Raw genomic sequence first — 26,763 nt, forward strand, 5'->3', positions numbered from 1 at the left:
GTTGCCCGCAGAGGTAGTAGTTTGCCCTTGTCGGAGGCTGTCTGGTCGGGTCGGTCGTAGGGGAGTGTCATCCAGTGTATGTAGCTATTCGAACTGCTGCGGTTGCTGCGGTGTGCAGTCTGTGTGTCGGGACAGGCGTGGACGCGCGCACCGTGCGGCCGATCCCTTCGCTAACTGCTACGGACACAACACGTTCCGTGACGAATCGGGCAGTTTCTCTCACGTCGTTCTCTGATCTGCTGGCGGTGGCTGCTCCGCAGAATGATGCTGGGGCGCAATCGAATCCGGTGGCGACCGGGGTACCGAGTAGCAGCGATCTCATTGGGACGGTTGCCAAACTCCTCACGGCATCGCAAGCCGCGTCGACCGGTTCGGCGCCGGGGATCACCGCGGCCGCGGTCAATCCCGTCGACCCGCCGGTAGAACAGCCGGTAGATCCGCCCGTCGAGCAGCCCACGGATCCGCCCGCGGCCGACGAGCCTGCGCCGCCCACCAACTTCCCGGGAACACATTGGCCCGCGTTTGGCACGCCGTCCTACTTTGCGCAGTTGGCCTTTGCGGTGTTCCACGTTGTGGCCTTGCCGATCACGGTGCCTGTGCAGTTCTTCCTGGGCAGCGCCGAGGGTGTGCCGACGGTGATAGCCGCGGCACTCAATGACTTGTCGGGCCTGCTGGGCCAGGTACCGGGGTTCTCGCCTCAGCAACCGGCGGCGGCGCCAGCGCAGCAGAAGGTCGCAGAGGCCCCCTCGCCATTGCCGAAGACGGCGGCCGCGGAGGCCGAAGCGCCCGCCGATACGCCGCCCCCGGCGCTGGAACCCTTGCCTAGCAACTTTCCTCCGGGCCCGCGCCCGGCGTTCGGCACGCCGTCCTACTTTGCGCAGTTGGCGTTCGCGGTGCTGCATGTGCTGGCGCTGCCGATCACGGTGCCGGTACAGGCGATCATCGGCAGTACCGAGGGTGTGCCGACGGTCATTGCCGCGGCGCTCAACGACTTGTCCAGCCTGCTGGGACAGGTGCCGAAGATATCGCTACCTGGGACCGACCCCGGGGCCACGCCGGAGACATCCTCGAAGCAGGTCGATCAGGCTGTCACCAAGCCGGAAACCGCGTCCGAGAAGTCAGAGACCTCCAAGCGCGACGTTGATGCGAAGACTCCCAATACCGAGCACGGGGCCAAGCCTGGCGATACGCCCGCAGAGTCGCCCAAAACCGAGCATGAGGCCAAGCCCGCTGATACTCCCGCGGACGCGACAAAGGCAGATCCGGCTAAGGCAGATCCGGCTAAGGCTGTTGACCCCACTAAGGCTGTTGAGCCCAAGGTTGATCCGACGAAGGCTGTCGACCCGACAAAGGTCGTTGAGCCCAAGGTCATCGACCCCACGAAGGTTGTCGACCCGACAAAGGCTGTTGAGCCCAAGGTTGATCCGACGAAGGCTGTCGACCCGACAAAGGCTGTTGAGCCTAAGGTCGACCCGGCGGCGGCAGCATCTACGAAGCCCGAGCCTGCCAAGCCCGTTGCGGTCAAGCCGGAGACCAAGCCCGAACCGGTCAAGCCGGAGACTAAGCCGGAACCCGCCAGCAGCCCGGTGAAGGTCGTCCGCGACAGCCTGAAGTCGACACCCGGTGGAACCACCACCACCGGCGGCACCAAGACCACCGAGGGATCCAAGGGCGCCGAAACGGACAGCAAGACGCCCGCTGAGTCTACGGCGACCAAGGTTCGCGAAGGCTCGACCCCCTCCGTGGGTGGCACGTCCGACAAGCCCGCCGATAAGCCCTCGACGGAGAAGCCGTCGACCGGCAAGAGCTCACCGTCATCGGAAGGGAGTTCGCATTCCTCCGAAGGAGAGTCGCACTCTTCCGAGGGAAAGTCGCACTCCGGGTCTACTGACTGACGATGATCGTGAGCGTGTCGCCGTCGCGTTCGATATGAAGTCCGGCGCGGCGGGCAACGGCAGCCACTGAGGCGGCGTCATTGGGTTCGGCTCTGCTGCCGGCGAGGACACGTGCCAGTTTTCCCTTGTGCGCCTTGTTGAAATGGGTGATCACCGTACGCCGCCCATCGGGATGCTCTGTGAGGCAATCAACGGTTATCGCCTGCGGTAGCCGCCCCAATCCTGCGTACGAGCCCGAGCGTAGGTCCACCACCAGTTCGTCGGCGGCCAGCTCGGCCAAGACCGGTTCCAGTACCGGCTTCCAGCGTGCGGACAACGACGGGCCTCCGGGCAGCTTGGATGAGGCCGACAGCCGATAGGCCGGGACCGGATCGTCGGCGCGTAGCAGTCCGAACAGCGCCGAGCCGACGGCGAGGCGTTCGCGTGCACGCATTGCGGAGGCGCCGCGCAGAGACGTCACATCCAGGGCGTCGTACAGCACGCCCGTGTACCGCTGCAGGGCAGGCATGGTGGGGGAGACCCGTAGCTCGGCATTGCGCTGGATTTCGGCGTCCTGAGAGGCCGAGATACCCAGCGCCTTCCTGCATGCCGGAGGGTTGGCGGCAAGGGCGACGAGTTCGTCGACGAGTGCCGCACGCACCGGATTCAGCGACGGTGTGGCCAGCGTGTCCAGGCGCAGAGGAACATGATCTCCACCTTCGCGTTTGGTCTCTGAGGGTGGCAGCAACACGATCACGCCACAGACCGTAGCGAACTGGCCGCCGCTTACGGCGCGGCGGGTCAACAGCTGCGATGAGTTTTGGTGGTCTGGATGGTCGATATGGGTGAGTGCCCCATCCAGTACAAGGAGACCCCATGCCCACTCGTGAAGAAACTCCACTCGGCGCCCCGCGTGGATCGACCTTGCCTCATCGGACCTCGAGAAGTCGAAGGCGTTCTATGGCGCGCTGTTCGGCTAGACGCTGCAGGAGGCCGGCCCTGAGTATGGCGGCTATGTCAACGCGCATAAGGATGGCAAGGCCGTCGCGGGAATGATCACCAACAATCCGGAGTGGAACGCTCCCGACAGTTGGACTACCTACTTCGCCACCGACGACATCGACGCCACGCTGCAGAAGGCGGTCGACAACGGTGGCGCAAATCGCTTGCCGGCCATGGAAGTTCCGCAGCTGGGATACATGGGGCTCTTCGGTGATCCCTCCGGTGCCGTGGTGGGGCTGTGGCAGCCGCTGGCCCACAAGGGTTTCCAGCTGGTCGCCGAGGCGGGCGCACCGGTGTGGCATGAGCTGAACACCCGTGAATACGACAAGGCGGTCGACTTTTACACCAAGGTGCTCGGTTGGGACACCAAGGTGGAAGGCGATTCGGATGAGTTCCGGTATGCGTGTGCCCAGCACGGCGGAGAACCGATCGCCGGTGTCAACGACGCGACAGTGGGTCAGTGGGCACTTCCGGAGGGCGTGCCGGCGCATTGGGCGGTGTATTTCGGTACGTCGGACACCGACGCCAGCGCGACAAGGGTTACCGAGCTCGGGGGAGTGGTCCTCGCACCTGCGCAGGACACCCCATATGGCCGGATGGCGCTGGTTCAGGACACCACCGGCGGTACCTTCTGGTTGTGCTCCGTCGATTCCTGATCGCGGCCGTGGTAGGCCTCGTCGTCGTTCTTGCGACGATGACGGGGCTTACTTTTTGATGAATGCGCGCACCGTCCAGCTGGCGGGAAAGCTTGTCGCGCACCGTGTCACCGATGAGAAGGTGGTCGCGCTCACGCTTGATGACGGGCCGAGCGGCCGTACCTCCGAGGTGCTGGTGACGCTCGAGCGTGCGCACATTCCGGTCACCTGCGAGGAATCCGTGGTCGGGACGCCAGATCGCCGCGGCCGGTCACGAGATCGGCAACCACAGCTACACCCACCGTCGACTGGTCTTCGTCACTCCCGCCACCGTGCGGGAGGAAGTGGAGAAAACCGATAAGCAAATCCGGGCAACAGGATTCAGCGGTGCCATAACCTTTCGCCCGCCTTACGGCAAGAAGCTATACGGGTTGCCGCGGTATCTCGCGTCCCATGACCGCATCACCGTGATGTGGGACGTCGAGCCCGACTCCGAAGGACCGCGAACGCGGGAAGCGATCGTGGAGGAGACCGTCTCCCGTGTGCATCCCGGGTCGATCATTCTGCTGCATGTGATGTATTCCTCTGGTCGGGAATCAATTTCGGCGATCCCCGAAATTTCGCAACGCCTCCAGGGGCAGGGTTATCGGTTCGTCACTGTGTCCCAGTTACTTGCCACTCCGTGTCGTTAGATGTCCTCGAGGGTGGGGATACCCCACTCCTCGTGTCCGCCGCTATGTAACAACGTGGCGCGGGTGACCGATCGAGTGCCGAACTTGTCGCGTAGTTCATCAAGGGTACTGTCGAGTTCCAGCGCGTTCTCCGTCAAACCCGTGAACGGAAGCTCCAATTGCGCTGCCCCGCATGGGTCGAAGTTGGAAACGGAGAACCCGATCAGGGTGATACCTCGTTCGGCGACGAGCGGACTGGCTTCGGTTACAAGCTGTCGTGCCACTGACAGCAGGTGCTCGGTAGACGTCGTGGGCCGCAGCACGGTGTGTGATCGTGTCGCGCGCGTGTAATCGTCGCACCGCAGCCGCAGCACCACCGTTCGGCAGCTTCGTCCGGTGCCACGCATCCGGCGGGCAATCCGTTCGACGAGTTGCGTCGCGATGGCGTCGATCTCAGCGGCGCTGCGGCGTCGTCTGCCGAGTGCGCACTGCGCGCCGATCGAGCGCCGCCGTCGTCCAACCTACACCCGTCGTGGGTCAACATTATGTGCCAGGCAATGTAATTGGTGGCCCATGGCCCGGCCGACCATGGATGCCAGCGTGGACTCGCCGAGATCGGCGACCGTATGGATGCCGTACACCCGCAGCTTCTCGGCGGTGATCGCACCGACGCCCCACAGTGCCTGCACCGGCAAGGGGCGCAGGAATGACAGCTCCTCGTGGGGCTCCACCACCAACAGTCCATCGGGCTTGCCCTGTCGGCTGGCGACCTTGGCCAGGAACTTGGTGCGAGCGATCCCGACGGTGATCGGCGGACCCGCCCGCCGGCGTACCTCCGCGCGCAGCGTCGCCGCGATATCGCGCGGCGTGCCCGAAATGCGCAGTAAGCCAGAGACATCAAGAAACGCCTCGTCGATGGACAACGGCTCGACCAGAGGAGTGGTGTCTCGGAAGACCTCGAATACCTTCTTGCTCGCCGCGCTGTACGCGTCGAAACGGGGTGGAACCACCACGGCTTTCGGGCATAGCTGCTGCGCCTGTCGGCCCCCATCGTGGTGCGCACCCCGTATCGCTTCGCTTCGTAGCTGGCGGCCAACACGACACCGCCACCAACGATAACCGGGCGGCCGCGCAGCGCCGGATCATCACGTTGCTCGACGGAGGCGTAGAACGAGTCCAGATCAGCGTGCAGGATGCTTGCGGTTCTGGTCATGAAGTAGATGCTCGCACCGGGGTTTGACAGCCATAACGGGTTGATTTGCCCAACCGCTGGTTGATTCGGAGAAGCGCAGGGCAATCCTTAGTGGCGCCCGGGAGATATTTGACTTACGGCTAGGAAAACTATCGAGTTCGTGGTCGGCGGCATGGTGCGGTGTGCCCTAAGTTTATGGCAAGTTCCTCAGGTTACTTTCAGCCTGTTCACAAAATTTGCCCAGAAGGGGTGGTTTACGTGCGTATACGACTTCGTGCCATGGCGGCCGCGACGGTTTGCAGTGTTTGCATCGCCGCGTCGGCTTCGGCGATCGCGATCCAAACTCCTAGCGCCAGTCCGGAACAACATCGGACCGTGTCGACGCAGGCTTACATCCTGACGTCGAACGACGGCACGCTGTCGCCCACCAGCATCGGCTCGCTAGCCGCATGGCCAGGTGTGTCCACGGCGGCTGCTCCGACGGCGCCTGCGGGGTCGACGTGGCCGTCTGCGAATCCGTTGGTGAACCTGCTCGTTGGTCCGCTGCAGTATGACGCGAAGTACACGAGGTCACCGGTGTTGGCGTCGCCGTTCGTGATTGTGAATGCGCCGTTCCAGCTGCTGACCGGGCAGGCGATTGCCAGCCCCGATGGCACGACAGCCGCTCCGACCATCCAGAACTTGATTAACGCCGAGACGAAGGCGTTGGGGTTGTTGGCGGGTGTTCCGGCGGCGTATGTCGCGAACACGATCGCGGTGGTATCGGCGATCGCCCAGAATCCGGGATCGCTTTTGCCTTCGGGTCTTCTGCCCTCGGCGACCGCGACCTCATCGGTCGCTAAGACCACTGCACTGTCGCTCGCGGAATCGCCGACGACAGCACCCACCACCAAGACGCTCGCTGCGACGAATGCGGCAGCTCCGGCGGCCGCGGCTGCTCCGACGGCGCCTGCGGGGTCGACGTGGCCGTCTGCGAATCCGTTGGTGAACCTGCTCGTTGGTCCGCTGCAGTATGACGCGAAGTACACGAGGTCACCGGTGTTGGCGTCGCCGTTCGTGATTGTGAATGCGCCGTTCCAGCTGCTGACCGGGCAGGCGATTGCCAGCCCCGATGGCACGACAGCCGCTCCGACCATCCAGAACTTGATTAACGCCGAGACGAAGGCGTTCGGGTTGTTGGTCGGTCTGCCGGGTGCCTACGTGACGAACACGATCGCGGTGGTGACGGCTCTGACGCAGAATCCGGCATCGCTCCTGCCTTCGGGTCTCTTGCCCTCGGCGACAGCGAACACCGCGGCCGCCAAGGTGCCGACCTCGATTCTTTCGGCGCTGGGCAAGACGACCACGGTCGACTCGAAGACGCTCGATGCGTCGAAGGTGACCGAGGCGAAGGCTGCCGGTTCGAAGGCTGCCGCCGGAGCTGAGCCGGCCAAGGCTGGATCGACCAAGCCGGAGACCCCGGCCGAAGCGGCGACTCCGGCTGAGGCCGTCAAGCCTGCGACTCCGGCTGAGGCCGTCAAGCCTGCGACTCCGGCTGAGGCCGTCAAGCCTGCGACTCCGGCTGAGGCCGTCAAGCCTGCGACTCCGGCTGAGGCCGTCAAGCCTGCGACTCCGGCTGAGGCCGTCAAGCCTGCGACTCCGGCTGAGGCCGTCAAGCCTGCGACTCCGGCTGAGGCCGTCAAGCCCGCCACCCCGGCTGAGGCCGCGAAGCCTGCGGAGCCGAAGGTCAACGTGCCGAAGGTCAAACTGCCCACACCGGTCACCAAGGTCGGCGAGGTCAGTGGCGGAGTTTCGCCGAAGACCGAAGACTCGGCCAAGGCAGACAACAGCGAGAAGGCTGATTCCAAGGACGCCAAGTCCGACAAGGGGTCCGCACCGAAGAAGTCCGAAAATGACTCTTCAGCTGCGAAGAAGCCCGAGAGCGCCGCGTCGAGCACCGGTAAGTCGGAGTCCGCTTCGAGCTCCTCATCGAGCGACTCGCACTCGAGCGTCTCGAACGGTTCCTCGCACAGCGACTCGCACAAGGCGTCGTCTGACTAGTCCCCGGTAACAAGCTCAAAGGTCCCCGCGCCCGACATGGTGCGGGGACCTGCTTGTAAGCGGAACTGACATAAGTCAACATCATTGACATGGAAATCGACGGAACCGCCACCCTGGGGTACTTGCTGACCCGCACCGCGACATCGCTGCGCGGCAAGGTGGCGGCCCGGTTGGAGCCGATGGGCCTCAGCCTGCCCGAGTACATCTGTATGCAGATCCTGCGCACCTACCCCGGTATGTCCAACTCCGAGCTGGCTCGGCAGGCGATGGTTACCCGGCAGGCCATGAACGCCGTGCTGCACGGGCTGGAGCAAGAAGGTTTGATCAGCCGTCCGGAGAACGCGGACCACGGCAGGTCCCTGCCGGCTCGTCTCACCCGGCGCGGCAGCACCCAGCTGGACAAGGCGGTTGAGGCCGTGACCGCGGGCGAGAACGAGGTCACGGAGAAGTTGACCGCTGATGAGCGCCGCGCGTTGAAGGCAATGCTGGCCAAGTGCGTTCCGAGTCAGCTGCCATGAGACGCGCCGGGTGGCTGATCGCTTTCACCGGCGTGGTGATCGGGTTCAGCGTCTGGCTTCCGTGGTTGCGAACATCGGCCAGCGGTGGGGGCAGGGCCAACGCCATCGGCGGCGCGACCGGATCGGTGGTGCTGCCACCGGGATTCGGTGCAGGACAGATGATCTTGCTGGTTTCGGCGTTACTTGTGGTGGCCGGATGCATGGTGGGGCAGCACATTCTTCACCGCATCGCCCCGATCGCCGCAGGTGTACTTGCGCTCGGACTATTGGGGCTCGAGCTGCTGTACTACCGCGTCAACGTCAAGGTGCCGATCGTGACCGGCTACGGATTCTGGATCGCGCTCGCGGTGTCGGCTATCGCGGTGGCACTGGCGATTGTTGCTCTGTTGTCACGACCCCAGGCCGGCGAGCAGCAGTGGCACGATTGACCCGTACATCCCGTACTTGACGGTGCCGAGCGTATCCCGATTCTTGCCTACCAGTGGCGCCACGAAACTCGTTGCGGTGGAAAGCACCTGATCCTCGGCAACGGCCGCGTCGACGATCTGATAGTTCAGTGATTCGGACCCGCCGAGCCGACGCCCGCTGGGCATGGTGGCCGATGCCGCCTGCGGCGTCATCTTGCCCTGACACAGTGCCGACATGCCGGGAGTGAACGGCATGCCGAGGTCAACCTCGGGCAGACAGAAGAAGCCGCGATCGGTGCGCATCACTCGGTAGTCACATGCCAGTGCGACCATGGCTCCGGCGCCGAAGGCGTGGCCGTTGACAGCGGCGACGGTGGGTGTGGGGAACACGAGGAAACGCGCCAGAATCTTCTGGACCTCGGTGATGTACCAGCTGAGTTTGTCGGGGTTGGCGCCCAGGAAGTCGACGTCGAGCCCGTTGGAGAAGAACTTGCCGCTGCCGGTGACCACCAGAGCCGAGGGGCTTTCATCGGCCAGGATCTCGTCGAGTAACGCGTTGATCTGCTCGATATTCGCTGTCGTGAAACGGTTCTCGTCGGTACCGAGCTCAAGGGTGTAGATGCCTTCGGTGCGCTGCAGGGCTGGCATGTGTATTTACCTCAACTGTTCGAGAGCTGTCGCGACTTGCTCGGGAATGGGGACAGGTGTGCGGGCGTCGGAGTCCACATACACATGGACGAACCGGCCCAGGGCGCGGGGAGCGTCTTCGACAACACCGTCGACGACCTTGAACACCGCGAGCTTATAGATCACGCTGGTGCGCCCGCGATGCTCCAGTGCCAAGCCGATGGACAGCTCGTCCGGGAATGACACCTCGGCCAGATACTTGCACGAGGTTTCGGCCACGACGCCGATGGCGGGCAGGTCGCGAATATCGCACCCAGCGGCTTCCATCAGCCAGCCGTTGACGGCGGTATCGAACCAGGCGTAATAGACGACGTTGTTGACGTGCCCGTAGACATCGTTATCGGCCCAACGGGTTTGGTGCCGACGATGCACCGGGAAGTCGGCCTTGGTGGGCAGTTCCGGCTTGGTCATGGGCGCAGCACCTGACGCACCGCGAGTCCGTCGGCCAGTGCGTCCAGCGCGATGTTGATGTCATCGAGGGGCAGCTCTCCGGACTTCAGCTTTTCCACCGGCAGCCGTCCGACGCGCCACAGCGCCAGCATCGCCGGGATGTCCTGTTGTGGCTGCGCCGATCCCATGTAGGAGCCCAGGATGCTGCGGCCCTCGGCGACGATGCTCAACGCGGGCAGGCTGATTCGCGCATCCGGATGTGGCAGACCCACCGATACGGTGCCCCCACCACGGCCGGTGAGCGCGTAGGCCTGTTCCAGCACGGCGGCCGATCCGACCACCTCGAACACCCAGTCGTGACCGCCGGGCGCTTCGTCAGGTGTGCACGCGCCGGTGGCCCCGAGCTCAAGGGCCAGCTCGCGTTTGGCGGGTACCGGGTCGATGGCCAGCACCTCGCCGGCGCCGGCCGCCGCCGCGGACATCACCACGGCCTGCCCCACACCGCCCAGCCCCAGGACCGCGACCGAATCGCCGGGGCGTACGGACGCGGTGTGAGTGACCGCTCCGAAGCCGGTCAGCATGGCGCACCCGAACAGCGCTGCTGTGTCCAGTGGTACGTCTTTATCGACGACGACCACCGAATTGCGGTCCACCACGGCATGATCGGCGAAGCCTGAGACGCCCAGGTGATGACGAACCTCGGAACCGTCGAGGCCGTGCAGTCTGGTACCGCCGCGGATGAGGTCACCGCGGCCGTTGGCCGCCGCAGCGTCCGGGCACAGCGCCGGGCGGCCCGACGAGCAGTACCTGCAGGCGCCGCAGCTCGGTACGTACACCAGCACCACGTGGTCGCCGGGGGAGACGTCGCGAACACCGGGGCCGACTTCTGCGATGACGCCGGCGGCCTCGTGTCCGAGCGCCATGGGCACCGGACGTATCCGGTTGCCGTCGACGACTGACAGATCCGAGTGACACAGCCCTGCGGCTTCGATCCGGACCAGTACCTCGCCGGGGCCCGGTGGGTCGAGTTCGAGTTCAACGACTTTCAGTGGGTGTGTGTCGCGGTATGGCCTTTCGATCGGTGCCGCGTGCAGCACCGCACTACGAATTCGCACAGACCCCTCCGTAAATCGCATTGAGCCAGACGTGGAGCAGCGTATCGACCACCTTGCCGTCGTCGACCGCGGGCTGCTGCCCGGTGAAGGTGGCGCGCATCATCGCCTGGTTGATGAGGTTGAGAGCAATAGCGATATCGCGGGCTGGGATGGTGTTGGGCGCGGCGCCGCGCGTGCGTTCGGCCTCGATGCCCAGCGTCGTGTTGGAGACCCAGTTCTCCGTCACCTCGGACCAGCGTTGATCTAGCTCGGGGCTTGTTCCTTGCATGCTGGACAACGCGACGGTGAGGGCCCGGTGGGAGCCGAAGGCGTCAAAGTAGGCCTTGATCACGGCGCGCCAGTACTCGGCGGGGCTTGTCATGGCCGCGGGGTCAATACCGGCGACGTTGGCGTCGGCCTCTTCGATGATCCGCTCGGCCAGCGTGAGAAGTACCGCCTCCTTCGAGGAAAAATAGAAGTAGAACGTGGGGCGCGAGATGCCGGCTCCACGCGCTAGATCATCGACGGAGATATCCGTCAGTGGGCGTTGCCCGAGCAGTTCCTCGGTGTTGGTCAGGATGGCCTGTATCCGCTCGTCCCCGGAGGGACGCGTGGTTTTGCGGCCTCGCGTTGCCGGTTTTGTCACGTCTACCTGCGCATTCTATAAATTTGTCGACACACTGTTGACTTTCTCGACACTGCGTCGATAGCCTAGCTCTCATGACCGAACATGTCGACATTGTCATCGTGGGCGCCGGAATCTCGGGGATCGGCATGGCCTGCCATGTCGCCCGTGACGTGCCGGGCAAGGACTTCGTGGTGCTGGAGGCGCGCGAGCGCATCGGTGGTACCTGGGATCTGTTCCGCTACCCGGGCATCCGCTCCGACTCCGACATGTTCACCCTGGGCTTCAATTTCCGTCCGTGGACGAGCACCAAGGGCATCGCTGACGGAACCTCCATTCGCGAGTACGTCACCGACACCGCCCGCGAGTTCGGCGTGGACAAGAAGATCCGCTTCGGTCACAAGGTCGTCGGTGCCGAGTGGTCCTCCGAGCAGGGACTCTGGACGGTGCGGGCCGAGCACGCGGGTGAGATCGTCGAGTTCACCACGCGGTTCTTCCTGGCGTGCACCGGCTACTACAACTACGACAAAGGCTTCACGCCGGAGTTCGCGGGTATCGAAGACTTCACCGGCCAGGTGATCCATCCGCAGCACTGGCCGGAAGATCTGGATTACGCCGGCAAGAAGGTTGTTGTCATCGGCAGTGGTGCGACGGCCATGACGCTGGTTCCCGCGATGGCCGGAACCGCTGGGCACGTCACCATGCTGCAGCGTTCACCCACCTATGTGGTGTCGCTGCCGTCGACGGACGCGCTCGCGGTGGCGCTGCAGGGCAAGCTGCCCGCCTCGATCGCTTACCCGATCGTGAAGTGGAAGAACCAGATGGTCAGCTTCATCAGCTACCAGACCAGCCGCCGCGACCCCGAGCGTATGAAGGGAATCCTGCGCGCGCTGTTGAAGCGCCAGCTGCCCGATTTCGATCTGGACAAGCACTTCACCCCGAAGTACAACCCGTGGGATCAGCGGTTGTGTGTGGTGCCGGATTCGGATCTGTTCCGCGCGCTGCGCAAGGGCACTGCCTCCATAGCCACCGACCGCATCGCGCGGTTCACGCCGAAGGGTATCCTGCTGGAGTCGGGCGAAGAGCTCGAGGCCGATATCATCGTGACCGCAACGGGTTTGAATGTTCAGCTGGCCGGTGGGCTCAAGCCTGTGGTGGACGGCGTGCAGGTGAACCCCGCGGATTCGGTGAGCTACAAGGGCTTGATGCTGACCGGTCTGCCGAACTTCATCTTCACCTTCGGGTACACCAATGCATCGTGGACCCTTCGTGCCGATCTGGTGTCGCAGTACGCCTGCCGCCTGCTCAAGTACATGGACAAAGAGGGCCAGACGGTCGTGTGGCCGGTTGAGCCCCCGACCAGTGAGCGGTTGCCGTTCTTGGAGGACTTGGTCTCCGGGTATGTCACCCGCGCGGAGAGCGCGGTGCCACACCAGGTGCCGCTGGCGCCGTGGCGCTCGTACCAGAACTACTTCCGTGAGCTGCCCGTCCTCAAGTACGGCAAGGTCGCCGACAAGGGTGTGCGATTCAGCAAGGTAAAGGTCTCGCGTGAGGCCCCCGTTGCAATAGGCAGGTAAATACCTGCATAATGGCCGGGTGCAGTCAGCACCCGGCCATTCTCATTGGGACATGGTCTTCAAGGCGCTCGCCGACCGGACTCGGCGGGAGCTGCTGGACCGGCTGCATGAACGTAACGGCCAGACCCTCGGTCAGCTGTGCGACGGCGTTCGGATGACGCGGCAATCGGCGACTCAGCATCTGGGCGTACTGGAATCTGCCAACTTGATCACTACCGTGCGGCAGGGCCGGGAGAAGCTGCACTATCTCAATCCGGTTCCGCTGCATGAGATTCAGGAACGGTGGATCGACAAGTTCGAACGCCCGCGACTGCGGGCGTTGAGCGCCATCAAGCAGCGAGCCGAGGAGCCGGAGATGTCTCAACCAACTTTCGTCTACACCACCTACATCAACAGCACGCCCGAGAAGGTGTGGCAGGCCATCACCGATCCCGAACTCAGCGGCCAGTACTGGGGACACTCGAATGTGTCTGACTGGCAACAGGGTTCACGTTGGGAGCATCAGCGCGTGGACGGGTCCGGCATTGCCGACGTTGTCGGTACGGTTGTAGAGGCGGATCCGCCCAGAAAGCTGGTCACCACGTGGGTGGACCCGGCCGGCGGTGCCGAAGCTCCCGCGTCCACCGTCACCTTCCTGATTCAGCCGTATCGAGACATCGTGCGGCTGACTGTCGAGCACGCCGACCTTGCGGACCCGTCGGAGTATGCCCAGGCCAGCGGTGGGTGGGCCGCGGTGCTGTCAAACCTTAAGTCGTTCTTGGAGACTGGGGCCCCGTTGCCTACGGCGCCGTGGACTCAACCCGGCTAGGCGGCGCGATCTTCACAGGTATGTCTCAGCCGGGATATGCATTATGTAGACATGCGTGTACAAACTGAAGTAGATCCCCTACTCCGCCGCCTCCTGGATGAGGGAGACAGGGCGGATCCGTATCCGCTCTATGGGGAAATTCGAGAGTTGGCCAGAACTGGCGCCGTGCGTCCGCAGGGCCTGCCAGTCAGCGTGCTGGCGACGTTCGATGATTGCAATGCCATGCTTCGGCATCCGCTGGCCTCCTCGGACGCTCGTCACGCCCATATACGCCAGCGTGCGGGTAGTCCGGCCCCCGCACGTGAGCCGTCACTTCTGGGTTTGGATGGTGCGCCCCATGCCAGGTTGCGCGGCCTCGTCCAGAAAGCATTCAACGCCAAGGTGGTCAATGCGATAAGTGAGAGTATTCAGCAGCTCATCGATGAATTACTGGACAGTGCAGCAGAAATGGGCACATTCGATCTCATCGCCGACTGTGCGTACCCACTGCCGGTGACCGTGATCTCGCGGATCCTGGGGGTGCCCCCCGGCGATGAGTCGATGGTGGTTGACACGACCAAGCTGCTCAACGGTTCACCCGGACTCGCGTTTGCGCTCACCGGTGAGGCACCGGATAACACCGCGCAGGTGCAGGCGGACGCAGACATGCGGGCCTACTTCTCAGAGCTGGTTGCCTCGCGGCGACACCATCCCGGCGCGGACTTGCTATCGGCACTGATCGATGCCGAAGCCGCTGGCGATCGCCTCACCGACGAGGAGATCGTCACCATGTGCGTGATCTTGTACTTGGCGGGCCACATCACCACGGTCAACCTCATCGGCAACGCGGCGCTGGCCATGTTGCGTCAGCCGCGGCATTGGCGGGAGCTGGGAGCTGACTCGGAATATGCCTCGGCGGTAGTCGAAGAGACATTGCGTTTCGACCCTCCCGTGCAGATGGTCATGCGTACCGCGGCGCAGGACATGACCGCCGGTGCGGCGACCTTGCCGAAGGGAGAGTTGGTTTTGATATTGCTCGCTGCGGCGCAACGTGATCCGGCTGTCTACGAGGATCCTGACACATTCCATCCACGGCGTTCCGATGCGAAACACTTGGCATTCGGTCTTGGTCCGCACTTTTGTCTGGGCGCCCCGTTGGCGCGGCTGGAGGCAAGGCTCGCGCTATCGGCTCTTACTGCCCGGTTTCCCAACGCCCACATGGTCGCTGAGCCCACCTATACATCCAACGCGGCGCTACGGGGAATCAGTACATTTCCGCTGAGCGTTCGTTGAGCCGCTCCGGCTAACGCGGACGAACAACGCAAGGCTAAGCATCCTTAGCCCGATTCGGGCCCTCTAGACTGTTGTGTTGTGTTACCTGCCACCCGACAGCGTCTGTTTCAGCTGACCGTTCCGGCGACGACTGCCGTGCGCCGATGGGTGGGGTTGTCGTGAGCAAACGCGAACCGGATCACGATAAGCCGCTGGGCCGCGCCGAGATTGTGCAGGCCATCCTTGCTTCAGCTGCAGAACTCTTCGCCGCGAAGGGGCCGAGCTCGACCTCATTGCGCGATGTGGCGACGCATGCGGCGGTCAATCACAGTCTGATACACCGATACTTCGGCACCAAACAGCAGTTACTGGCCGCCACACTGCAGCATCTCGCCGATCGAGGCGTCGAACTGGCTGCATCTGGCGATGTGGATGCAGAGCGCCAGGAGCTCGGCGACCTGCACATGCGTGTTCTCGTGCGGTCTGCCCTTGATGGTTATCCGATTGCCGAGCTACAGGAACGCAGACCGGGAATGGAATGGGTCCTGGATCAGGCGCGCCCCAATTTTCCCACCGAGCGTGCGGCGCAGCTTGCCGCGGCGCATGCGACAGCGCTGCAGTACGGCTGGCGTCTGCTCGGTCCGGTATTGCGTGCGGGGTTTGGGCTGGCAGACATGGATGATGAGGCGTTGCGCACCGAGGTGCTCGCCGAGATAGGTCGCACGCTCTCACTACCTCGAGACTGACTAGAGTCCAGCCTATTTCGGCCGAGAGGCCAAGCATCTTGACCATTTTGTGCACAGTTGTGTACATTCAGGTCGAGATGGTAGGCGAACCCGAAAAAAGCGAGATGGCCAGCAGTGATGCCGCATTGTGGCGTGTGCTGGTCCGTCGGCTGGGTGGCGCGGCGGCCATCCTGCACGCGGCGTTCCCCACGGCGGTGTTCGCCGTCCTTGCGCCGGGAGCTGGATTGTTGGTGGCAAGCGTTGCGGCCCTGGGGACTTCCCTGGCGATCGTGTGTTTTCAGATCGCAATGGGCAGGACTGCCCGTGGTGCGTTGATCGGGGCCGCCTCCGTGAGTGTGGCACTACTCGTTGCGTGGGGAATGGGCGATGCGCGAGGCTATTTCGTCATAGGAATCTGGAGAAGCCTGCTCGCGGCGATTGCGGGAGCGGTGTCAATCCTGATGCGATGGCCTTTGGCGGGATGTGCGTGGGGTTGGCTGCTTGACCACGGGACGCGTTGGCGCAGTGTTCCGCCGGCATTCCTGGCGTACGTACTGATGACATTTTCGGGCGTGCTCGCCAATGCCGCGCGATTCGTTGTGCAGCAAGATCTCTACGACACGGACAGCCTATCGGCATTGGCGATGGCGCGAGTCCTCATGGGCTGGCCATTGGGTGTCCTGCTCATCGTGATCGCTTACCCGTTGCTGCGCCGGGCGCACCGCGCGATGCGCGTTACAAGCGACTGAGTCGCAGAACCGGCCACAGTAGGTGCTATGTGCCCACCGAGATCGGTCCGGTGGCATCATCGGGCGCAACCGCTTTTGGCCCAAAGGGTTTGGGCGTTGGCCGCGTGCGCACATTGAGGGGCCACCAGAACCAGCGACCCAGCATGGTGGCTATCGCCGGGGTCAAGAACGATCGCACCACCAGGGTGTCGAACAGCAGGCCGAGGCCGATGGTGGTACCGATCTGGCCGAGCACGCGCAGATCGCTGAAGATGAAGGAGGACATTGTCACCGCGAAGACCAAGCCCGCGGCGGTGACGACGCCGCCGGTACCGGCGATGGCACGGATGATGCCCGTCTTCAGGCCCGCGCCCGTTTCCTCCTTGAATCGGGAGATCAGCAGCAAGTTGTAGTCTGCTCCGACCGCCAGCAAGATGATGACCGCCAGCGGGAAGATGACCCAATACAACGGAATGCCGAAGATGTATTGCCACACCACTACTGACATCCCGAACGATGCTGCCAGCGACAGTGCGACCGTCCCCACGATCACGAGTGCGGCGACCAGGCTGCGGGTGAGGAACATCATGATGAGCAGGATGAGGCCGAGCGACGCCAACGCGGCCATCAGCAGATCGTATTTCTGGCCGTCGGCGATGTCCTTGTACGCCGAGGCAGTTCCCGCCACATAGATCTTGGCGTCAGCCAATGGTGTTGCCTTGACGGCATCGAAAGCCGCCTCTTTGATCGCATCAATGTGTTCGATGCCCTCGGAGGTCTGCGGATCTCCTTGATGGGTGATGATCATCCGCGCGGCCTTGCCGTCCGGGGACATGAACAGTTTCATGCCGCGTTTGAACGCGGGGTTGTCGAATGCCTCCGGTGGTAGGTAGAAGGAGTCATCGTTCTTCGCGTCATCGAAGGCCTTGCCTAATTCTGTTGCAGTGCGGGTAGATTCCTCATTCTGCGTATTGGTGCCATTGTTGATGGCGTAGTTGGACTGGGTCAGGTCGCGGTTCTTCTCCTGTATCTCGATCTGGGGCGGTATGAGATCCACGAGTTTGGGCTGCAAAGCGTCGAGTTTGTTGAGGCTTCCGGTGACGGTTTGGAGTGCGTCGACGAGTTCGTCGATACCGTCCAGCGCGTCGAAGACCGATCGCAGCGCCGCGCAGAAGGGGATATCGAAGCAGTGCGGCTCCCAGTAGAAGTAGTTGCGTATGGGCCGGAACTGGTCGTCGAAGTTCGCGATCTTGTCCCGCAGGTCCTGTGCGACTGCCACGGTCTGCTGGAATCCCTGGGTTTGTTCATGCGTGATCGCCGCACTTTGTTGTTGAAGTGCCAGTTGCTGTTTCAGCACAGCGATGGTCCGCGTCATCTGATCAGCCTGTTGGGAAAGATATAGGGCCTGGTTCTCCTGCTGTGAGAGATTCATCAGCTGGCTGGCACTTGATGCACTGATCTGAAATGGAATGGAGGAATGGGTGATCGGCGTCCCGAGTGGGCGGGTGATCGACTGGACCAGGGCCACGCCGCGGGCGTGTAGAACGGACTTGGCGACGCGTTCCAACAAGACCATTCCCGCGGGGTTACGCATATTGAAATCGGTTTCGATCATCAGAAGCTCGGGGTTCAGGCGTGCGACGGAGAAGTGTCGCTCGGCGGCGGCATACCCCACGTTGGACGGAACCGAGCTCGGCATGTAGATGCGGCCATCGTAGATGGTCTTGTATCCGGGCAATGCGAGCAATCCAATGAGCGTCACAACGCATGAGACGACGAGAATCGGTCCGGGCCAGCGCACGATCGCCGTGCCGATACGGCGCCAACCACGCGTGCGCATCGCACGTTTGGGGTCCAGCAGTCCGAATCGGCTTCCGATTACCAACATGGCCGGCGCCATGGTGAGGGCGGCGGCCAACGTCACCAGCACCCCGAGCGCCGCGGGCACACCCAGGGTCTGAAAGTAGGGCAGCCGTGTGAACGACAGGCAGAGCAACGCACCGGCAACCGTCAGACCCGATCCGACGATCACGTGCGCGGTGGACTTGAACATCGTGTGGTAGGCGGCCAGGCGGTCCTCACCGGCCGAGCGTGCCTCTTGATAGCGGCCGACGAAAAATATCGCGTAGTCGGTACCGGCCGCAATGGCGAGCATCGTCAGCAGATTCGTGGCATACGTCGACAGTCCAATGACGCCTGTATGTCCCAGTGCTGCCACGATTCCTCGTGCTGCGGCCAGTTCCACCAAGACTGTCACCAGAACCAGTGCCGTGGTGCTAAGCGAGCGATAGACGACCAGCAGCATGATCGCGATGACCGCGAAGGTGATGATCGTGACTTGGGCGGAACCCGCGTTACCTACCTCGAACTGATCGGTGATGGTGGGGGCCTCACCGGAAACGTAGGCCTTGACCCCGTCCGGGGCCGGTGTGTCCGCTACGATGCGACGCACGGCGTCGACGGACTCATTGGAGAGCGCCTCGCCCTGATTTCCGGCGACATAGACCTGCACGTACGCGGCCTTGCCGTCCTTGCTTTGGGAGCCACCTGCCGTGATGGGATCGCCCCAGTAGTCGGCGACGTGCTGCACGTGTTCGCGGTCGTCGTTCAGCCGTTGCACCAGTGTGTTGTAGTACTGGTGTTCTTCCGCACCAAGGGGTTTGTCGCCTTCCAGTACAACCATTGCGGAGCTGTCCGAGTCGAACTCGTTGAATACCTTGCCGATATGTCTCATCGCGAGTGTCGACGGCGCATCGGCCGCGTTCAGCGGGGCAGACCGTTCTTCACCCACCACCTCCAGTTGGGGCACGGCGGCGTTGGTTACCGCCGCGATGGCCACCCAGAACAACACAATCGGCACCGCGAGGCTGCGGATGATCCTCGCTGCCCGCGATTCTTGGGTGTGGTCGGCGCTCATGCGGACTTGTCCAGGCAGGTGGTGTAGCCATTCACGATGGTGACAGTCCTTTCGTCTTTGACGATGCCGTCGACGGTGATGCGGCAGCCCGTCACGTCACCACTGCCCTGTGCGCGCAGGTCGGCGAACAAGGTGGGGTCGTTGGTCACGAGTTCGTGAGACCAGGGCAGCGCGGCGTTGTCGACGCGGTGCGGCTGAGCCATCTCATCGAGGAAGTTGATGGTGGCTGTGCTCCCCGACGTGCCGAAGACCTCGAGAAGGACGCGCTTGGGGTTGTAGTTGGTGTTCTCCATGGCCTCGGTGCCAGGACGTGACAGTTCGATGTTTGAACCGAAAATGCCGTGGAGCCGTGTCACTCCGAAGGCCACTACTGCCACCACGGCTGCCGCGACGATGAATGTCCACCAGCGTTTGAGGAAATTCCAGAACCAGCCCTGCACCAGCGTCCACGCCCTCTCGATAGTCGCTGACCGACTTGTGCAGAACGGTACGGTACCGTACTCCCATGACGAATGGTGTGTCAACGGGGTTGACTAAGGCGGCGAAGAAGCGACAAGTCTCCCAGTGGACGCCGCGAGAGGTGGAGCTGCTCGCTGTCACTCTGCGGCTGCTGCAGCAACATGGGTACGACCGACTTTCGGTCGACGAAGTCGCCGCGGAGTCGAAGGCGAGTAAGGCCACGATCTATCGGCGTTGGCCTTCGAAGGCGGAACTGGTGCTGGCGGCCTTCATCGAGGGAATGCGCGCGCAGCTGATCCGGCCGAATACTGGTTCGCTCCGTGAAGACTTGCTCCAGATAGGCGACAGCGTGCTTGAAGAGAGTCGCCACAACTTGCCCATCATGCGCGGGATGTTGAATGAGATTGCTCGAAACCCCGCACTGACCAAGGCATTTCGGACGCAATTCATCGATCAACGTAAGTCGTTGATCAGTGACGTGCTCGACGCGGCCGTCGAACGCGGTGAGATCGATTCCGCCGCCATCAATGAGGAGCTCTGGGATCTGTTGCCGGGGTATCTTGTGTTCCGCGGGTTACTGCCGGTGAGGTCTGCTACGGCGGACACCGTCCGCACGCTGGTGGACGATGTCATCATGCCCAGCCTGACCCGAAAGCTCTGAAGCTCCGATCTTTTGTGTTGGCGGTGTTTACGCGCGGGCGCTGACGGCGCCGCGTTGATCACGGTGTTCGACCATCTGTGCGCCCCCTTCAGAATCCCATTGGCTCTGTGCCGCGAACGTATCGATCCACGTGCCGGGCTCTGTTCGGTTGGCCGGTAGCAGTTGAGCGACGGTCGCTGTGTTGCCGGGAGCGGCCGCCGCCATCATGGTGGTGTGGGCGGGCAGGGCCTCCGTGTCCGGCGGGACGATCAACAGGGTCAGATGAGCCCCGTCCGCTCCTTCGGCACTGATTGTGTTGACCGGCTGGCTAAGTGACCAATTCAGATGTGTTAGGCGATTGCGAAACAGTATCCGCCGCGAGACCGTCGACCACTCCGAGACTTGGTATGTGATCCGGTCGATAGAGCCCAAGCGGACACTGAGAATCCTGAGCAGCTGTGGCAGCTCGCCCATCAGATCCCTGGAGTAAGGCCACCATGCGCCATCGACGTGTCCGGTTGGTGGCGCCTTGGGCTTCAATCGCAGACGAACGGCCGGTCCGCTTCGGGGTTTAGAAAACACATGATGCGTCATCAGACGCTCCTACCCTGGGCCCCGCAACCGGGACCATTTTTCCGACGACACAGCACCCTATCGGTGAGCGAGTATCTGAACACCGTCGTATACGCCAGTTTACTCCTATCGATGGAAGGAATGAAGAAGGATCCGGTTGCCGGTTTCCCACTCCGGTACGCCAAATCCATTGGATATCTGCAATTTTGGGATTGTTCCGCTTGATGCAGACGCCACTTCACAGCCCCTGCTAAGGGCGTACGAGAAGAACTGAGCAGCATTGTTCACGTGATGATCGGCAGAGCCGGGCCGCCTGCCCGGCCTCCGACGCGCCGATCACCGCGACCGCAATCGGTTCGTGGCAGCGGGCGACGAACCGGGCGATTCGGGCGCGAGTTGTCACCGGGTAGATGTGAACGTCGCGGTACTGCTCGTGCAGGCTGGCGACGCGGCGCTCGAGTTCATGATGCATCCCCTCACCGAGTTTGTGCGGCCAGGTGCCTATCGCAAGTACCGGTAGCTGACGTAGCCGCGCCTCCCGTATGGCGTGGTCAATGACATTCCGGTTTCCCTTAGATCCATTGACAGACACTGCGATCCAATTCTGTCGGTTAGTGTTCCAGCTGCGACCATCTGCCGCGTTTTCCAGCACTGATAGCTCCGACGGCTGGTCCGGAAACGGTGCGCGAGCGATCAGAACGGGACAATGGGCGTGCTCGGCGAGCCTAGTGGCCGTCGAGCCGAGGGGCGCATGCACAAATCGGCCGGCGCCGATACAAATGAGACTGGCACTTCTTGACTCGAAGACAAGCGCGTCAGACGGCAGTCCGCGGACGAGGATGGTATCCACTTTGACCGGCTTGCCGATCGCCTCGATCGCAGCTGCGGCTGAGCGTAAAGATGATTCGGCGAACCGCTCATCATGCCGACCTTCGGCTACGAGTGATGTCGTGGTCGCGACCGGTCGCATGACGTGCACAAGGCTTAGTGGCACATCACGACTGATCGCCTCGTGGATCGCCGATTCCGCAGCGAAAAGGGCGGCCTTCGATCCGTCGATTCCCACCACTACCGGCCCGCGCTGGTCAGTGCTGGACATCAGAGCCTCCAGTTTTCGGGCTCCGTGGAGTCTGCGCGTCGTCCGGTGTCGGCTGAGAAGCCGTTGATCTCGGTCGCAACCTGAGGGGACGGAGGCAACGACCTAGCGGCGGCCGCGCCCTCGTGTGAGAGGAACGCACCGAGCTCGGCAATGGTTGACATCAAGGGAGCCGGGAACACAACCGTGGTGTTTTTGTCGACGCCCAGCTCGACCAGGGTTTGCAGGTTGCGCAGCTGCAGTGCCAGCGGATGGGCCATCATGGTGTCAGAGGCTGCACCGAGCGCGGCTGCTGCGAGGGATTCTCCCTCCGCGGCAATGATCTTCGCGCGCTTTTCGCGCTCTGCTTCGGCCTGGCGTGCCATCGCGCGTTTCATGCTATCGGGCAGCTGAATGTCCTTGAGCTCCACCAAGGTGACCTGGACACCCCACTCGATGGTCGTGACGTCGAGAATCCCGCGAATATCAAGGTTGATTTTCTCGGTCTCGGCCAAGATCTCATCCAGCGTGTGCTGACCAACCACTTTGCGCAGCGTCGTCTGTGCGATCTGATTGATCGCTGTATGCACATTCTCAATCGCTACAACGGATTTCACAGCATCGACAATCTTGAAGTAGGCCACGGCAGACACATCGACGCTGACATTGTCGCGGGTAATGATGCCCTGAGACTGAATCGGCATCGTCACGATCCGCAATGAAATCCCGTGCAATACATCGACAAATGGGAAAATGAACCGTAGGCCGGGTGCTCGTTGGCCGATCACTCGGCCCAGTCGAAACAGCACGCCGTTCTCATATTGCTTGACAACACGAACCGACATTGTCAGCGCCAGCATGCCCAGTAGTATCAGGATGGCTGCCACGATGATCGGAGTCTTCATGGCCGTGCCCCTGGTGCGTCAGGTTGGAGTCTGGGCGGCGCGCGCTGTGACAGGCGCGGGGGCAAATCAGTCAAGCTGGGCATGGCGATCCTGACGGGCAGACGATCACCGGGTATGTCAGGACTCGGAGCTCGCGCTCCTCGAGTTCTACGGCGGGCAGCAGAACCCTTCTCAGACCAGCTGTAATTCTCAGCTGCCTTTGACGCTACACCTCAAGGATTCAGCGCGCTACGTCGTTTCCCCGCACACCCAGATGCACTTGGAAGTATCCACTTTCAATGTCGGCGCTCAATGTTGCTAGTCGTTCGCGGCCCTGACGGGTAGTCTTGGAGTGACGAGCTTTCCGGGCGCGGCTAAGGGACCATGCTCTGGGCAGAGCTAGGGCCGAACTATTGAGCATGGGCAAGAGTAGTGGCTGATTTTCGCGAAGGAACGCCCGATCCGGTGATTGGGTCGACGAGTTCGGACCACGTCAGCGCCGACATTATCGATCTACAGAACGCTCTGGGCGATCTGGCGGGTCTGGTGGCGGGCAGTCAAGGGCTGCCTGAATTACTTGCGGAGGTAGCGACTTTCGCAGTGCACGCCATTCCGGGCGCTGATGGTGCCGGGGTGACGCTGTTGCGGGTGGACCATCCGGACAATATGGTCGAAGCGCTGGCAGCAAGTGCGCCGTTTGTCTCTGAGATTGACCATATTCAATACACCATGCTTCAGGAAGGTCCCTGCATCACAGCGGCACTGGAGCGCCGCACGGTACGTTCCGGCTCATTGGGAGGGGAGCGGATGTGGCCACGGTTCGGTCCGCGCGTAGGCAGGCTAGGTGTGCACAGCGCTCTTTCGTTACCGCTGCTCTTGCCGGGCCAGGTGGTCGGCGCGATCAATGTGTACTCCCACGGCAAGGACGTCTTCGATGAGCGGGCGGCGGAACTGGGCGAGCTGTTCGCCAAACCGGCCGCGGTGGCAGTACATAACGCTCAATTACTCGCTCAAGCAAGGGCTTTGGTCACGCAGTTGCATACGGCTTTGTCCACGCGACCGGTAATTGATCAAGCGATCGGCCTGCTGAGAGGGCGCAGCGGACGCAGTGCCGAGGAGGCGTTTACCCAGTTGCGGGCGATCAGCCAAGCCGAGCACCGCAAGTTGGCGGACGTGGCGCAACGCATCGTCGATGAGGCGGTTCGCCGGGCGCGCGCCCGGCACTCGGCGCGCTGAATTCACCGCCTGTGGCCGGCAGCGGCGCCGCATTGTGTGTACCCGCGTAGGGTTGAGAGTGGAGTACAGCAACGGATACGGGCCCTGACCCGCACGCCCAAGTTCTCCACGGCGCACCAGCAATCGCGATGCACGGTATTGCCCGACTCGACAGCGCTCGGGAGCGCTTAGGGAGTATCCACCTCGTGAAGATCACTGCGGCGATGGCCGCTGATCTGGCGATCCTCACCCAGGCGTTGGATGCACCTGGGGTCAACGTCGCAGATAGTTTGCGTCAGTTGGCCGCAGATGCCGCTGCCGCGATACCGGACTATCTGGGCCTGAGTGTGATTGTTTCCGAAAGCGATCTGCCGATCACCTTCACTCTCATGGCCGATGGGCCAGCGACCGTAGACATCCGTGCCTCGCTGCGCATAATGCTGTCGGGCGGACGGAACCGTCTTCCAGTCGCCCTCGTTCTGCGTTCTGGAGTGCCGGGAGCGTTCGTCGCACTCGCTGCAGACCTGGCCTTGCTCGCCACGCAACCACTGACTGACCTCATCTTTGACCAGGATCTCACCGTGGTAGACAGTGCGAGCGCCAACCAACTACAAGCGGCCACCGACATCAACCAGGCCATCGGAGTTCTGATCGGCCGTGGCTACACACCCCATCTGGCCCGGCAGCACCTTGACGCCCAGGCCGTCCGCATCAGCACCAGTCGGCACGCCATCGCGCAACTCATCCTCAGCGAGGGAGATGGCTGACGCATGACTCACGTGCGGATTGCTCAAAACATCAGGCGTCACTGACGGTAATGACACAAACGCCTGGGCCCGACCGCGTGAGGAGTAGCGTTGACAGTGTCAGGCGGAGCATCCTTGCGGTGCTCGAAACAAGCCTGACTGAATAGGACAGAGATCATGGATTCTCAGACGACCTTCACCTCTCCTTACGAGAAACGCGTTGAACTGGTTAAGCAAGCGCTGATGTCTGCGTCATCGCTCGACAGCGATACCGCCGGCGAGCTTGCGGTTGAGGTTCTACGTGCCTTGAACTCAATTCCCGAAAAGGTGCGCTAGCGAAGGTATCTCGGTTATCCTCCGGTGTGCGGGCGATGCATCCCTTGATGTACCAGCCTGATCGCGGATTTCAACCCCTGCCTGCGGGCCGTACTTGCCTGGCCGTCGGCCAAATCCGACCCGAATTCGGCGAACATCCGCTCGCTTCGGGTCTCTGGCGCGTCATCGGGGGTGTCGCGTAGATACTTGTCGGGCAGTGAGAGCTTAGCGATGGTGCGCCACGTCTTGGCGTATTGCATGAGAAATGATCCTGTGGTGTAAGGCAAGTCGTACTTGTCGCATATGTCACTGACTCGGATGGCGATCTCGTGGAGCCGGTTACTTGGCAGATCGGGGTACAGATGGTGTTCGATTTGGTGGCAGAGGTTGCCGCTCATGAACCGCAGCGCTGGTCCCGCGTTGAAGTTCGCGGCGCCGAGCAACTGGCGCAGGTACCACTGCCCTCTATGCTCACCGGCCATGTCGGTCTTGGTGAATTTCTCTGCGCCATCGGGAAAGTGGCCGCAGAAGATCACAGCGTTGGCCCAGACGTTGCGGATCACGTTAGCGATAGCGTTGGCCGACAAGGTCGAGTTATAGGTCGCGGCAGGCGAAAGTGAGGACAGCGCCGGGAACGCGACGTAATCCTTGAATACCTGTCGGCCGGCCTTGATCAGGAACTCGCGGATCTGCACAAGGGCGATCTTGCGGTTCGACTGGCCTGTGAAGAACTTTTCAAGTTCCAAGGATTGCAGGCCGATTCCCCACTCGAACCCTATCGCCAGGACAGCGTTGACAAAGAGATTGCCGAGGTGCAGCGGTGACCAGCGCTGGTCGCGGGTAACCCGCAGTACTCCGTAGCCCACGTCGTCGTCAACGCCGAGGATGTTGGTGTACTTGTGATGCATGACGTTGTGAGTCAGTCGCCAGTGCTTGGACACCGCGCTCATGTCCCACTCCCATGTTGAGGAGTGGATCTCGGGATCATTCATCCAATCCCATTGGCCGTGCATGACGTTGTGGCCGATCTCCATGTTCTCGATGATTTTGGCGGCGCCGAGCGTCGCCGTGCCAGCCCACCACGCCGAACGATGTGAGCTGGCCGTCAGCAAGACTCGGCCGGCCACCTCAAGTCCGCGCTGCGCGGCAATGGCGCAACGGATGTAGCGAGCGTCCCGATGACCGCGGGACTCTTCAACGTCGAGGCGGATCGCGTCCAGTTCAACGGCCAGGCTTTCGATATCGGCATTTGTCAGGTGGGCGAACGCCGGAACATCGGTAATCGCCATAGTTTCCTTGCTTTCTGCCGAACCACCGCACCCATGTGCACCTCCCGGCCCACGTCATCGACCGAAGTGCCGGTTACGTCCTCGGTGCGGGTTGGCGGACTGTTACAGGTCCTGCGCTTCTTTGGGGACGGCGCTGAGAGGTTCATCCTCCTGCAGTGGTACCGCGTCTAGCTTTTCTGCTCGGTCCTGCTGCTGGTTGACGTGATCTTGGGTGGTGGTGGCGTGGCTATGGATGGTCCCGGTCTTTTTGTGCTGCTGCTGCGTTCGCATCCTTTGGGCCTGCCATGCCATCGCGATAGAGAGCACGAACAGCCCAACCGAGACGACGGCGATAGCAATGGAGATAGTGCTCATGTGGTGTTTCCTTGGATAGGTCGTTCATGGTCATTGATGTGAACGACTCTTCAACAGCCCTTGACTAGCTGC

General features: G+C 62.4%; 28 protein-coding genes and 3 pseudogenes. 16 read left to right on the plus strand and 15 right to left on the minus strand.

Features of this window, described 5'->3' with window-relative positions; all coding sequences use genetic code 11:
• The first annotated feature begins 74 nt into the window (after positions 1-74).
• On the plus strand, positions 75-1,895 hold the full coding sequence (locus MSTE_RS04510; RefSeq protein ID WP_096499332.1) for a hypothetical protein: 1,821 nt from the start codon (positions 75-77) through the stop codon (positions 1,893-1,895).
• On the opposite strand, the gene yaaA is transcribed toward MSTE_RS04510, so the two are convergent.
• Positions 1,885-2,631, minus strand: a complete 747-nt coding sequence (yaaA, locus tag MSTE_RS04515) for a peroxide stress protein YaaA (protein ID WP_096499334.1) — start codon at positions 2,629-2,631, stop codon at positions 1,885-1,887. The two genes, MSTE_RS04510 and yaaA, sit on opposite strands and share 11 nt — an antisense overlap.
• Before the next feature lie 119 nt (positions 2,632-2,750).
• Here yaaA and MSTE_RS04520 point away from each other — a divergent pair.
• The 3 genes and pseudogenes from MSTE_RS04520 (at position 2,751) to MSTE_RS04525 (ending at position 4,203) form a co-directional block, all read left to right on the plus strand.
• Positions 2,751-3,532: pseudogene (locus MSTE_RS04520) on the plus strand (VOC family protein).
• Between the two features lie 58 nt (positions 3,533-3,590).
• Positions 3,591-3,695, plus strand: a pseudogene (locus MSTE_RS25705) (polysaccharide deacetylase family protein); the annotation flags it as partial.
• 25 nt (positions 3,696-3,720) lie between these two features.
• Positions 3,721-4,203, plus strand: a complete 483-nt coding sequence (locus MSTE_RS04525; RefSeq protein ID WP_331712869.1) for a polysaccharide deacetylase family protein — start codon at positions 3,721-3,723, stop codon at positions 4,201-4,203.
• Here MSTE_RS04525 and MSTE_RS25800 read toward each other — a convergent pair.
• The 3 genes and pseudogenes from MSTE_RS25800 to MSTE_RS25810 all read right to left on the minus strand — a co-directional run.
• A complete protein-coding gene (locus MSTE_RS25800) occupies positions 4,200-4,682 on the minus strand; it encodes a DinB/UmuC family translesion DNA polymerase (protein ID WP_408645905.1) in 483 nt (160 codons plus the stop codon). The genes MSTE_RS04525 and MSTE_RS25800 overlap by 4 nt on opposite strands.
• A gap of 21 nt (positions 4,683-4,703) precedes the next feature.
• Complete coding sequence (locus tag MSTE_RS25805; RefSeq protein WP_408645906.1) at positions 4,704-4,916, minus strand: hypothetical protein; 213 nt, start codon at positions 4,914-4,916, stop codon at positions 4,704-4,706.
• 84 nt (positions 4,917-5,000) lie between these two features.
• Positions 5,001-5,395: pseudogene (locus tag MSTE_RS25810) on the minus strand (Y-family DNA polymerase); the annotation flags it as partial.
• 258 nt (positions 5,396-5,653) lie between these two features.
• Between MSTE_RS25810 and MSTE_RS04535 the strand changes: the two are divergent.
• The 3 genes from MSTE_RS04535 (at position 5,654) to MSTE_RS04545 (ending at position 8,360) form a co-directional block, all read left to right on the plus strand.
• The gene (locus MSTE_RS04535; protein ID WP_408645907.1) at positions 5,654-7,414 is read left to right on the plus strand and encodes a hypothetical protein; all 1,761 of its coding nucleotides are present in this window, start codon (positions 5,654-5,656) and stop codon (positions 7,412-7,414) included.
• An 89-nt stretch (positions 7,415-7,503) separates the two neighbouring features.
• Positions 7,504-7,932 (plus strand): MarR family winged helix-turn-helix transcriptional regulator, encoded by a 429-nt coding sequence (locus MSTE_RS04540; RefSeq protein ID WP_096499336.1) that lies wholly within the window; start codon positions 7,504-7,506, stop codon positions 7,930-7,932.
• The gene (locus MSTE_RS04545) at positions 7,929-8,360 is read left to right on the plus strand and encodes a hypothetical protein (protein WP_096499338.1); all 432 of its coding nucleotides are present in this window, start codon (positions 7,929-7,931) and stop codon (positions 8,358-8,360) included. The genes MSTE_RS04540 and MSTE_RS04545 overlap by 4 nt, the downstream gene beginning before the upstream one ends.
• Here the strand turns inward: MSTE_RS04545 and MSTE_RS04550 are convergent.
• The 4 genes from MSTE_RS04550 to MSTE_RS04565 are packed head-to-tail and all read right to left on the minus strand — an operon-like array spanning position 8,322 to position 11,156.
• Positions 8,322-8,987 carry an enoyl-CoA hydratase/isomerase family protein gene (locus MSTE_RS04550; RefSeq protein WP_096499340.1) on the minus strand — a complete coding sequence of 222 codons (666 nt, stop codon included), beginning with the start codon at positions 8,985-8,987 and terminating at the stop codon, positions 8,322-8,324. The genes MSTE_RS04545 and MSTE_RS04550 overlap by 39 nt on opposite strands.
• 6 nt (positions 8,988-8,993) lie before the next feature.
• Complete coding sequence (locus tag MSTE_RS04555) at positions 8,994-9,437, minus strand: acyl-CoA thioesterase (protein WP_096499342.1); 444 nt, start codon at positions 9,435-9,437, stop codon at positions 8,994-8,996.
• A complete protein-coding gene (locus MSTE_RS04560) occupies positions 9,434-10,531 on the minus strand; it encodes an alcohol dehydrogenase catalytic domain-containing protein (RefSeq protein ID WP_096499344.1) in 1,098 nt (365 codons plus the stop codon). Before MSTE_RS04560 ends, MSTE_RS04555 begins: the two co-directional genes overlap by 4 nt.
• Entirely contained in the window at positions 10,518-11,156 is a 639-nt protein-coding gene (locus MSTE_RS04565; protein ID WP_096499346.1) for a TetR/AcrR family transcriptional regulator, read from the minus strand. The genes MSTE_RS04560 and MSTE_RS04565 overlap by 14 nt, the downstream gene beginning before the upstream one ends.
• A gap of 74 nt (positions 11,157-11,230) precedes the next feature.
• On the opposite strand from MSTE_RS04565, the gene MSTE_RS04570 reads away from it, so the two are divergent.
• The 5 genes from MSTE_RS04570 (at position 11,231) to MSTE_RS04590 (ending at position 16,245) form a co-directional block, all read left to right on the plus strand.
• Entirely contained in the window at positions 11,231-12,712 is a 1,482-nt protein-coding gene (locus MSTE_RS04570) for a flavin-containing monooxygenase (RefSeq protein WP_096499348.1), read from the plus strand.
• Between the two features lie 52 nt (positions 12,713-12,764).
• Positions 12,765-13,520: an ArsR/SmtB family transcription factor gene (locus tag MSTE_RS04575; RefSeq protein WP_162291560.1), complete on the plus strand. Its 756-nt coding sequence runs from the start codon at positions 12,765-12,767 to the stop codon at positions 13,518-13,520.
• 51 nt (positions 13,521-13,571) lie between these two features.
• Positions 13,572-14,792, plus strand: coding sequence for a cytochrome P450 (locus MSTE_RS04580; protein WP_096499352.1), 1,221 nt, complete (start codon positions 13,572-13,574; stop codon positions 14,790-14,792).
• Positions 14,793-14,950: 158 nt separating this feature from the next.
• Positions 14,951-15,517, plus strand: a complete 567-nt coding sequence (locus MSTE_RS04585) for a TetR/AcrR family transcriptional regulator (RefSeq protein WP_231896993.1) — start codon at positions 14,951-14,953, stop codon at positions 15,515-15,517.
• Between the two features lie 104 nt (positions 15,518-15,621).
• Positions 15,622-16,245, plus strand: coding sequence for a DUF3159 domain-containing protein (locus MSTE_RS04590; RefSeq protein WP_157997634.1), 624 nt, complete (start codon positions 15,622-15,624; stop codon positions 16,243-16,245).
• A 25-nt stretch (positions 16,246-16,270) separates the two neighbouring features.
• Here the strand turns inward: MSTE_RS04590 and MSTE_RS04595 are convergent, their stop codons facing one another.
• On the minus strand, positions 16,271-19,141 hold the full coding sequence (locus MSTE_RS04595; protein ID WP_096499356.1) for an MMPL/RND family transporter: 2,871 nt from the start codon (positions 19,139-19,141) through the stop codon (positions 16,271-16,273).
• The gene (locus tag MSTE_RS04600) at positions 19,138-19,581 is read right to left on the minus strand and encodes an MmpS family transport accessory protein (RefSeq protein ID WP_064407910.1); all 444 of its coding nucleotides are present in this window, start codon (positions 19,579-19,581) and stop codon (positions 19,138-19,140) included. The genes MSTE_RS04595 and MSTE_RS04600 overlap by 4 nt, the downstream gene beginning before the upstream one ends.
• A gap of 65 nt (positions 19,582-19,646) precedes the next feature.
• Between MSTE_RS04600 and MSTE_RS04605 the strand changes: the two genes are divergently transcribed.
• A complete protein-coding gene (locus MSTE_RS04605) occupies positions 19,647-20,261 on the plus strand; it encodes a TetR/AcrR family transcriptional regulator (protein WP_096499357.1) in 615 nt (204 codons plus the stop codon).
• A gap of 27 nt (positions 20,262-20,288) precedes the next feature.
• Here the strand turns inward: MSTE_RS04605 and MSTE_RS04610 are convergent, their stop codons facing one another.
• The 3 genes from MSTE_RS04610 to MSTE_RS04620 form a co-directional block, all read right to left on the minus strand.
• Complete coding sequence (locus MSTE_RS04610; protein WP_096499359.1) at positions 20,289-20,834, minus strand: DUF5994 family protein; 546 nt, start codon at positions 20,832-20,834, stop codon at positions 20,289-20,291.
• 229 nt (positions 20,835-21,063) lie between these two features.
• Entirely contained in the window at positions 21,064-21,912 is an 849-nt protein-coding gene (locus MSTE_RS04615; RefSeq protein ID WP_096499361.1) for a universal stress protein, read from the minus strand.
• Positions 21,912-22,793: a slipin family protein gene (locus MSTE_RS04620; RefSeq protein WP_096499363.1), complete on the minus strand. Its 882-nt coding sequence runs from the start codon at positions 22,791-22,793 to the stop codon at positions 21,912-21,914. Before MSTE_RS04620 ends, MSTE_RS04615 begins: the two co-directional genes overlap by 1 nt.
• 411 nt (positions 22,794-23,204) lie before the next feature.
• On the opposite strand from MSTE_RS04620, the gene MSTE_RS04625 reads away from it, so the two are divergent.
• The 3 genes from MSTE_RS04625 (at position 23,205) to MSTE_RS25170 (ending at position 25,069) form a co-directional block, all read left to right on the plus strand.
• On the plus strand, positions 23,205-24,008 hold the full coding sequence (locus tag MSTE_RS04625; RefSeq protein ID WP_064407914.1) for a GAF and ANTAR domain-containing protein: 804 nt from the start codon (positions 23,205-23,207) through the stop codon (positions 24,006-24,008).
• A 185-nt stretch (positions 24,009-24,193) separates the two neighbouring features.
• A complete protein-coding gene (locus tag MSTE_RS04630; RefSeq protein WP_064407915.1) occupies positions 24,194-24,754 on the plus strand; it encodes a hypothetical protein in 561 nt (186 codons plus the stop codon).
• A 156-nt stretch (positions 24,755-24,910) separates the two neighbouring features.
• Entirely contained in the window at positions 24,911-25,069 is a 159-nt protein-coding gene (locus tag MSTE_RS25170) for a DUF6307 family protein (RefSeq protein WP_167455673.1), read from the plus strand.
• 14 nt (positions 25,070-25,083) lie between these two features.
• Here MSTE_RS25170 and MSTE_RS04635 read toward each other — a convergent pair whose 3' ends face one another.
• Together MSTE_RS04635 and MSTE_RS04640 are read right to left on the minus strand one after the other, a co-directional pair.
• Positions 25,084-26,337: a fatty acid desaturase family protein gene (locus MSTE_RS04635; RefSeq protein ID WP_064407916.1), complete on the minus strand. Its 1,254-nt coding sequence runs from the start codon at positions 26,335-26,337 to the stop codon at positions 25,084-25,086.
• A gap of 102 nt (positions 26,338-26,439) precedes the next feature.
• Positions 26,440-26,691 (minus strand): hypothetical protein, encoded by a 252-nt coding sequence (locus tag MSTE_RS04640; protein WP_064407917.1) that lies wholly within the window; start codon positions 26,689-26,691, stop codon positions 26,440-26,442.
• Positions 26,692-26,763 lie beyond the last annotated feature (72 nt).

The organism is [Mycobacterium] stephanolepidis, from assembly GCF_002356335.1.
Taxonomy (GTDB): Bacteria; Actinomycetota; Actinomycetes; order Mycobacteriales; family Mycobacteriaceae; genus Mycobacterium; species Mycobacterium stephanolepidis.

Coding starts and splice junctions, on each gene's coding strand:
- MSTE_RS04550 (WP_096499340.1), bottom strand. CDS start 8,987: ATGCCAGCCCTGCAGCGCACCGAAGGCATCTACACCCTTGAGCTCGGT.
- MSTE_RS04635 (WP_064407916.1), bottom strand. CDS start 26,337: ATGGCGATTACCGATGTTCCGGCGTTCGCCCACCTGACAAATGCCGAT.
- MSTE_RS04570 (WP_096499348.1), top strand. CDS start 11,231: ATGACCGAACATGTCGACATTGTCATCGTGGGCGCCGGAATCTCGGGG.
- MSTE_RS04610 (WP_096499359.1), bottom strand. CDS start 20,834: ATGACGCATCATGTGTTTTCTAAACCCCGAAGCGGACCGGCCGTTCGT.
- MSTE_RS04535 (WP_408645907.1), top strand. CDS start 5,654: ATGGCGGCCGCGACGGTTTGCAGTGTTTGCATCGCCGCGTCGGCTTCG.
- MSTE_RS04580 (WP_096499352.1), top strand. CDS start 13,572: ATGCGTGTACAAACTGAAGTAGATCCCCTACTCCGCCGCCTCCTGGAT.
- MSTE_RS04620 (WP_096499363.1), bottom strand. CDS start 22,793: ATGAAGACTCCGATCATCGTGGCAGCCATCCTGATACTACTGGGCATG.
- MSTE_RS04545 (WP_096499338.1), top strand. CDS start 7,929: ATGAGACGCGCCGGGTGGCTGATCGCTTTCACCGGCGTGGTGATCGGG.
- MSTE_RS04615 (WP_096499361.1), bottom strand. CDS start 21,912: ATGTCCAGCACTGACCAGCGCGGGCCGGTAGTGGTGGGAATCGACGGA.
- MSTE_RS04540 (WP_096499336.1), top strand. CDS start 7,504: ATGGAAATCGACGGAACCGCCACCCTGGGGTACTTGCTGACCCGCACC.
- MSTE_RS04590 (WP_157997634.1), top strand. CDS start 15,622: ATGGCCAGCAGTGATGCCGCATTGTGGCGTGTGCTGGTCCGTCGGCTG.
- MSTE_RS04605 (WP_096499357.1), top strand. CDS start 19,647: ATGACGAATGGTGTGTCAACGGGGTTGACTAAGGCGGCGAAGAAGCGA.
- MSTE_RS04575 (WP_162291560.1), top strand. CDS start 12,765: ATGGTCTTCAAGGCGCTCGCCGACCGGACTCGGCGGGAGCTGCTGGAC.
- MSTE_RS04595 (WP_096499356.1), bottom strand. CDS start 19,141: ATGAGCGCCGACCACACCCAAGAATCGCGGGCAGCGAGGATCATCCGC.
- MSTE_RS04555 (WP_096499342.1), bottom strand. CDS start 9,437: ATGACCAAGCCGGAACTGCCCACCAAGGCCGACTTCCCGGTGCATCGT.
- MSTE_RS04640 (WP_064407917.1), bottom strand. CDS start 26,691: ATGAGCACTATCTCCATTGCTATCGCCGTCGTCTCGGTTGGGCTGTTC.
- MSTE_RS25170 (WP_167455673.1), top strand. CDS start 24,911: ATGGATTCTCAGACGACCTTCACCTCTCCTTACGAGAAACGCGTTGAA.